Consider the following 4996-nt stretch of genomic DNA (forward strand, 5'->3'; position numbering starts at 1 on the left):
CTTTAGATTCTTCTGATTCCTTGTGTCAAGCCTGATTGAGATGCTCTTACCCTGAATATTCAGCAATACCTCGCCTATTACTAATCTAGCGGCTATAGGCAAACTTCATTTATTAGAACAACTTTATGGAGAAGTTATTATCCCATCAGCAGTTTTTCGAGAATTAACCGCATGGGGAGATTCCATACCAGGAGCGCAAGAAGTCAAAACATTGAATTGGATTCAAGTCCAAGCAATTAAAAATATTAGTTTTGTATAATCCTTAAAAACTAAATTAGATCCAGGTGAGTCGTCAGCAATAGCTCTAGCTTTAGAGTTAAACGCAGATTGGTTAATTATAGATGAACAACTAGGCAGAAAAATAGCAACTGCATACGATTTAAAAATCATTGGTATTTTAGGGATTCTAATTGAAGCAAAGCGTCGGGGATTGATTCCATTAGTGAAACCAATCCTTGATGATTTAATCAATACAGCTAGATTTTGGGTTGATGCTTCTCTCTACAATCGTATCTTATCAATTGTTGGAGAATAATTGGTGTTTACCTATTTGCCAAATATTGATACATTTGCCAACGTGCATCTACTTCAGCTTGCGCTTGTTGCAATAGTTGTTTAGCTAACTCTGGCTTACTCTTGGTCAGCATCTTGAAACGGTTTTCTTGATACATTGATTGCTCTACTGATTGCGTAGGCATTTGCATATCCAATTTTAGAGGATTTTTACCTTGTTGCTGTAACTCTGGATTATGCCGATATAGTAACCAACGACCTGATTCTACCAATGATTTCTGGTGGTTCATGCCTGTGGTCATGTTGATGCCGTGGGCAATACAATGACTATAAGCAATAATTAATGATGGCCCATCAAAAGCTTCTGCTTCTAGAAATGCTTTGAGGGTATGTTCATCTTTTGCACCTAAAGCTACACTCGCTACGTAAACATTACCGTAGGTCATGGCAATTAAGCCTAAATCTTTTTTCGGTGCAGGTTTACCACTCGCTGCAAATTTCGCTACGGCGGCTTTAGGTGTGGCTTTGGATGATTGACCGCCTGTATTGGAATATACTTCTGTATCCATCACCAATATATTCACATTGCGACCACTTGCTAACACATGGTCAATACCGCCAAAATCAATATCATAAGCCCAACCGTCACCACCGACAATCCAGACGCTTTTTCTCACCAAGTAGTCTGCTAGGGATTTGAGGTTTTGGATTTGGGATTTGAGATGAGGATCAGAAGTTATAATTTGATCTAACTCATGTTTCAGCAACGCTACCCTTTCCCGTTGTTCCCAGATATCAGCTTCAGTTTTTTGTTCAGCACTGAGAATAGATTTTACCAACTCCTCAGAAATTCCCTCAGTCCCCGCTAACAATTCCGCTGCAAACTCAGCTTGTTTATCCAGCGATAACCTAAAGCCAAAACCAAACTCGGCGTTATCTTCAAATAAACTATTAGACCATGCGGGGCCGCGTCCTTCGGCGTTGGTTGTCCAAGGAGTAGTAGGTAAGTTCCCACCGTAAATCGAAGAACAACCTGTTGCATTGGCAATTACCGCGCGATCGCCAAACAATTGGGTTAATAATTTTAAATAGGGTGTCTCTCCACAACCTGCACAAGCACCGGAAAATTCAAATAATGGTTCTTGCAGTTGTTGTTGGCGAATTTGGTTGAGTTTTAACTGTCTGCGGTCAGGATGAGGTAAATTCAAAAAGAAATCCCAGTTTTTGCGTTCTTGTTCCCGCAAAGGTAGCTGCTGGGCCATGTTAATGGCTTTCTGCAATGGCTCATTTTTATTTTTGGCAGGGCAAATATCTACACAGATGGCGCATCCTGTACAATCTTCTGGGGCAACTTGAATAGTGAATTTTTGGTTACTAAAACTTTTATCTTTGGCATCAACTGATTTAAAGGTAGTCGGTGCATTGATTAATTCATCAGGTTGATAAGCCTTGGCGCGGATAGCACTGTGGGGACACACCATCACACACTTACCACACTGAACGCAGACATCCGGTTCCCATACAGGTATCTCCTCAGCGACGTTGCGTTTTTCCCATTTCGCTGTACCTGTGGGAAATGTGCCATCAGCTGGTAATGCACTCACAGGTAAATTATCACCATGCCATATCATGATTTCACCGAGGACATCCCGCACAAATTCTGGTGCATTGTCTAAGGGAGTGGGGAGTGGGGAGTTGGGACTGGGGGAGGAAAAATGAGGTATATCGACTTTATGTAGGTTGGTGAGGGTGTTGTCTACTGCTTGGAGGTTTTTTTGGACGACTTCTGTACCTTTTTTACCGTAAGTCTTTTCAATGGCTTTTTTAATTTTGGTAATTGCTTCTGTTTGGGGTAAGACTCCTGCTAAGGCAAAGAAGCATACTTGCATAATTGTATTGATGCGTCCACCCATGCCGCTTTCACGGGCTACTTGATTGGCATTGATAACGTAAAATTTGAGTTGTTTATCTATAATTTGTTGTTGTACTTTTTGGGGTAGATATTCCCAGACGGTATCGGCATCATAGGGACTATTCAGCAATAAAGTTGCCCCATTGACAGCAGCTTTTAAGACATCTATGCGTTCCAAAAAGCCCCAGTGATGACAACCAATAAAGTTGGCTTTGTCAATTAAATAAGTTGAACGAATTGGTTGGGGGCCGAAGCGTAGGTGTGAAACGGTGATAGAACCAGATTTCTTGGAGTCGTAGACGAAGTAGCCTTGGGCGTAATTGTCTGTTTCTTCGCCAATAATCTTGATAGAGTTTTTATTAGCACCCACTGTGCCATCGGAACCTAAGCCATAGAACATTGCCCGGACAACATTATCTGCTTCCGTGGAAAAGTTGGGGTCAAAACTGAGGGATGTGTGACTTACGTCATCATTAATACCCACAGTAAAGTGATTTTTCGGTTGTGGTTGGGCAAGATTATCAAAAACTGCCTTCACCATCGCCGGGGTAAATTCCTTAGATGACAAACCATAACGCCCCCCGATGACTTTGGGGAATGAGGGAGTTTTTGACCAGGCTTCATAGATGGCTGCGACTACATCTAAATACAACGGTTCACCGGCGCTACCTGGTTCTTTGGTGCGATCAAGGACTGCTATCGCCTGTACACTTTTGGGTAAGACTGCGATAAATCTCTGCACGTCAAAGGGGCGATAAAGTCGTACTTTTACTACTCCTACTTTTTCCCCTTGGCTGTTGAGGTAATCTACAGTTTCGTGGACTGTCTCACACCCGGAACCCATGAGTACAATTACGCGATCGGCATCACTCGCACCGTGATATTCGTAGATTTGGTAATGTCTCCCAGTAAGTGACCCAAATTCATCCATGAGGCGTTGGACAATGGCGGGAGTAGCGCTGTAATAAGGGTTAGCACCTTCACGGGCTTGGAAGTAAACATCAGGGTTTTGGGCTGTACCCCGTAATATAGAACGGTCTGGGGTGAGGGCACGGGCGCGATGGGCTAATATTAAATCTTCGTTGATGAGCGATCGCAATTGCTCATCTGATAATAACTTGACTTTTTGCACCTCATGTGATGTCCGGAAGCCGTCAAAGAAGTGCATAAACGATACACGGGTTTCTAAGGTTGCAGCCTGGGCAATCAAGGCAAAATCTTGGCTTTCTTGGACTGAGGCGGAACACAGCAAAGCAAACCCTGTAGCGCGGGATGCCATGACATCACTATGGTCACCGAAAATCGATAACGCATGAGTAGCCAAGGAACGAGCCGCCACATGCACCACAGCACTAGTCAGTTCACCAGCGATTTTGTAGAGGTTGGGAATCATCAACAATAATCCCTGGGAAGCCGTGAAAGTAGTACTCAGAGAACCTGTTTGTAATGCCCCATGCACCGCACCAGCAGCGCCGCCTTCGCTTTGCATCTGCACAACACTGGGAATAGTATTCCAGAGATTGGGACGATTGTCCGCTGACCAAGCATCTGCCCATTCACCCATTGCTGAAGAGGGGGTAATAGGATAAATGGCGATGACTTCGTTTAATTTGTAAGCAACACGGGCAACAGCTTCATTCCCGTCAATGGTTGCAAAGGTTTTGTGCATGATAATTTTACCCTGTCTTTGTTTGTGGCGATAAGCCAAAGGCTTGACGCTACGCGTATCGCCTCTGTCTGGTGCTGTGTGCGTAGACGCGCAGCGGCTTGTCTCTGACATCGCTTGGTTTTTTCAACTGAATGAAGAGAATTTGTAACCTGAATAATTAGAAATTTCCAGCGTTAATAAATTAGTTTTTTGAATGAATATTTAATTATGTTGTAGCCAATTTTTTTAATTTTACCTTCTGGTAGATATTCTGATCTATTTAATATTAATTATGTACTCATAACTTATCAGCTTTTATTGGTGAGGATTTGAGATAATTTTTTCCAGTTGATGGGGTGCAGGTGCGGGAAAGTTTTAAACGCAGAGGTTTTAACGAAAATGGCGGGACTGTGATTGATTGGGGACAGATGACGGACGCGGAGAAATCGGGTTTCGTAACAAGAGTAAAGGCAGACTGAGAATACCCAGAATTATCACTACTCCGGTCATAATCCAAACAGGTAAACGGTGAGGTCGATAATCACCACGTTCAATTTCCCAGAATACCTGATTGTATCGCCATGCAGCTAAGGCGATCGCCACAATCCCAAAAACTACAAACGTAATTCCCAGGTTTTCTGAGTTAAATACGAGATTGACATCAGGCTCTTTTTGTGTTAACGCTACATTTAGTTGACGTAGAAACAGACCAAAACGAGCGATCGCAAAACCAAAACCAATCAATGCAATAGAAGTACGTAGCCAAGCTAAAAAAGTCCGTTCGTTGGCTTGATGTTCTCGTTGACGGTCAATTTTGTTGGGTGTGTTATTCATGAGTACTATATTGATCAATGAAGACGAGAAGCCTAAAACTCCTATCTTTCAAGTAGGAGATGTAGGGCGAACGGCAATTTTAATTGCCG

At 42.9% G+C, this 4996-nt stretch carries 3 protein-coding genes; 1 reads left to right on the forward strand and 2 read right to left on the reverse strand.

All coding sequences use genetic code 11. The features are described from left to right. The first annotated feature begins 394 nt into the window (after positions 1-394). Positions 395-535, forward strand: a complete 141-nt coding sequence (locus ACM0OT_RS23635) for a DUF3368 domain-containing protein (protein WP_414566814.1) — start codon at positions 395-397, stop codon at positions 533-535. Positions 536-542: 7 nt separating this feature from the next. Here ACM0OT_RS23635 and nifJ read toward each other — a convergent pair whose 3' ends face one another. Together nifJ and ACM0OT_RS23645 are read right to left on the reverse strand one after the other, a co-directional pair. After that, the gene (gene nifJ, locus ACM0OT_RS23640) at positions 543-4094 is read right to left on the reverse strand and encodes a pyruvate:ferredoxin (flavodoxin) oxidoreductase (protein ID WP_414566815.1); all 3552 of its coding nucleotides are present in this window, start codon (positions 4092-4094) and stop codon (positions 543-545) included. Positions 4095-4463: 369 nt separating this feature from the next. Then, positions 4464-4907 carry a YidH family protein gene (locus ACM0OT_RS23645; protein WP_414566813.1) on the reverse strand — a complete coding sequence of 148 codons (444 nt, stop codon included), beginning with the start codon at positions 4905-4907 and terminating at the stop codon, positions 4464-4466. Positions 4908-4996: the final 89 nt, after the last annotated feature.

The organism is Anabaena sp. CCY 9613, from assembly GCF_963920895.1.
In the GTDB taxonomy this organism is placed as follows: domain Bacteria; phylum Cyanobacteriota; class Cyanobacteriia; order Cyanobacteriales; family Nostocaceae; genus Cyanocohniella.